The organism is Pontibacterium sp., from assembly GCF_041587635.1.
Taxonomy (GTDB): domain Bacteria; phylum Pseudomonadota; class Gammaproteobacteria; order Pseudomonadales; family Balneatricaceae; genus Pontibacterium.
In genome coordinates, this window is record NZ_JBFGYC010000602.1 from 1 (window position 1) to 2,332 (window position 2,332).

The window sequence follows — 2,332 nt, forward strand, 5'->3', positions numbered from 1 at the left end:
ACTCGCCCCGTTTACACCGGACTTCATGCGATCAGCCTCTTCCTGTGCAGTACGCTGTGTTGTGACGTCATTCCACTGCACAACATAACCGAGCCTTACACCTTCAGCGTTGTATAACGGACGCGTTTCATGCTGAAACAGGTACGGCCCCGGTGTGATATAACCTTTCCGAACCTGACCCGGCCCCAGCGCACGCAACATCTGCTTAATAGGCTCAGGATCTTTGTGATAGCGATGAATACTGCCGCCGACAACCTCTGAAGCTCTAAAGCCGGGGATATATTTAGCAATCTCGGATTCTACATTCGTTAAAACCGTTTTTGCCTGCTGATTAATGAAAATAATATTTTCATCAACATCCGCAATCATAATGTTGATTGGAGAATGCTCGAGAATGTCTGACAACACATTTAGATCATCGATGATTCCGGCCATCTTCTGAGTACCTCATCTACGCAGCACGCTATCGTTTGAACTGCGGTGTTATTATTCTTGGCCCATCCATCCCTGAGGATGTAACCCTTCAGGCCCTTCTATTCTTGTCTTCCGCTGAATTAAGCGTTGGCTTCTTTAATCAGTGACAGCTCATCGGAATTGAGTAAGTTGTCGATATCGATCACGATCATTAACTTCTCATCAACTGTCGCTAAGCCTTTTACAAATTCTGAACGCAGCTTGCCACCCAAGTCAGGAGCGGGCTTTAAATCATCAGGTTTAACGTTGTAAACATCGGATACCGCATCAACTACAACACCCATTAAGCGCTCTCGTTCCTCACTGAATACACTCAGCACGATCACGACGGTCATCGGGCCATATTCCAGCGGAGGCAAACCAAAACGCTCCCGAAGATCGATAATCGGGACGATCGCCCCACGCAGGTTCATCACACCTTTGATGTAGTCGGGAGTATTAGGAATAGGCGTGGTTTTACTCCACCCCTTGATCTCCTGTACTCGCAGAATATCGACACCGTACTCTTCCTGCGCGATGATGAAGGTGAGGTATTGATCCTCACCCACAGAAACACCCATACCGAAATTATTTTCTTCTGCGTTCTGCATAGAGCTGCTCATTTACGCTCTCCTGCTTTAATCAAAGCCATTATCCTGCCCCTTAGGTGCCGCTATTACTGGAAAGACGAACAATCGCACCCGCATCAAGAATCAATGACACTGTGCCATCCCCCAATATGGTGGCGCCGGAAATCCCTGTTACCGGCTTAAAATTAGTTTCCAGACTTTTAATAAATGCTTGCTGCTGCCCCAACAGGTCATCGACCTGCAGGCCTATCTTCTTACCATCGCCCTCAACCACTACCAGCAAATCATGCTCTGCTCCCGTGTGATTATGGCGCTTAATACTAAATAACTCGTTCAACTTCACGACTGGAATGTATTCGTCGCGCAGATGGTAAAGCTCCGTCTGACCTGCCACTGTTTTCATATGTTCAGGCTGTATCTGCAAAGATTCAACAATAGAGATAAGCGGCACAATGAAGGTTTCATTCCCCACCGTCACCAACTGGCCATCAAGAATAGCCAACGTCAATGGCAGACGAATCGTGAAGCGGGTACCTTTGCCCTGCTCAGATTCCAGCTCTATATGACCACCCAGATCGCGAATATTTCGGCGCACAACATCCATGCCCACACCGCGTCCGGATAAGTCACTCACCTGCGCGGCTGTCGAGAAACCCGGCTCAAAGATCAATTCAAGTGCCTTATCTTCTGGCACCTGCTCATCAGGGCCGATCAGTTCTTTTTCTCGGGCCTTGGCGATAATAACTTCGCGATCCAAACCTTTACCGTCATCAATCACCTCAATGACGATGTTGCCACCCTGATGATATGCATTCAGCTCGATGGTCCCGGTTTCATCTTTACCCGCTTTTAAACGGTCCTGAGGCATCTCAATGCCATGGTCAAACGAGTTGCGCACCAAATGCACAAGCGGATCACCGATCTTTTCCATGACCGTTTTATCCAGCTCAGTCTGCTCACCTGTTGTCACCAGACGGACTTTTTTATCAAACTTTGTGGCGAGGTCACGGATCATTCGAGGGAAGCGACTAAACGCAAAACTGATCGGTAACATGCGGATACTCATCACCGCATCCTGCAATTCACGCGAGTTGCGTTCTAGCTGAGCCAAACCGTCCCGCAGATGTTCGATCTCCTGCAAACCGGTATCTTCTAGCTTCTCACCTAACTGCGCGAGCATCGCCTGCGTAATGACCAACTCACCGGCCATATTGATTAACGCATCAATCTTCTGCGTACTAACGCGAATGGAACCACCGTTGTCGTTCGCCTTCCGATCTGCTGCCCGG

General features: G+C 48.7%; 2 protein-coding genes and 1 pseudogene. All 3 read right to left on the reverse strand.

The genetic code is table 11. The features are described 5' to 3' along the window. Positions 1-435, reverse strand: a pseudogene (locus tag ABYW01_RS19650) (hypothetical protein); the annotation flags it as partial. A 119-nt stretch (positions 436-554) separates the two neighbouring features. Further along, a complete protein-coding gene (locus tag ABYW01_RS19655) occupies positions 555-1,076 on the reverse strand; it encodes a chemotaxis protein CheW (protein WP_228050836.1) in 522 nt (173 codons plus the stop codon). Between the two features lie 40 nt (positions 1,077-1,116). Continuing rightward, positions 1,117-2,332: chemotaxis protein CheA (locus tag ABYW01_RS19660; protein ID WP_372836075.1), on the reverse strand; the 1,216-nt coding region annotated here is incomplete at its 5' end.